The organism is Cetobacterium sp. ZWU0022 (genome assembly GCF_000800875.1).
In the GTDB taxonomy this organism is placed as follows: domain Bacteria; phylum Fusobacteriota; class Fusobacteriia; order Fusobacteriales; family Fusobacteriaceae; genus Cetobacterium_A.
Window position 1 is genome coordinate 1 of sequence record NZ_JRJZ01000053.1, and the last position, 488, is coordinate 488.

Sequence of the window (488 nt, forward strand, 5' to 3'; positions counted from 1 at the left end):
TAATATATTATTTTAATAATTTATTTTTTAAACTTTATTCTATGTTCTAACTCCCATTTGTATTGAAACATAAATCTTAATTGATTATCTATATTTATTTTTTCCATTGTATCTAATTCATTATCTTTCCTATCTAAAAATTCTAAATATTTTTCAATTCGATTACTCAATTGTTTTAGTTCACTTTTCATTTCTTTCAAACTATTCATTATTCTAAACCTCTAAAATATTTATTGGACTAAAAATTGAAAACATATTCATTATTCAATTTTTAGCCCTCTTGTAACTCATTTTCTTCTTTACATTTACTGCAAACTATTATTTTCTTTTTAAAGTTTATATAATCATAATCTATATTTCCACAGTTTTTGCAAACAAACATATTCCACTCCAAATAATTACAATTAAAGTTGCTATAGCTTTTTTTATAAACACTCAAATTTCTCCTTTTATAAAAATAACTTTGCTTCAATTTGAAACAAAGTTAT

The 488-nt window shown here is 20.5% G+C and carries 1 protein-coding gene; it reads right to left on the bottom strand.

Translation table 11 applies throughout. From position 1 onward, the window contains the following. Positions 1–20: 20 nt before the first annotated feature. Positions 21–209 carry a hypothetical protein gene (locus tag L988_RS05380; RefSeq protein WP_047382363.1) on the bottom strand — a complete coding sequence of 63 codons (189 nt, stop codon included), beginning with the start codon at positions 207–209 and terminating at the stop codon, positions 21–23. Positions 210–488 lie beyond the last annotated feature (279 nt).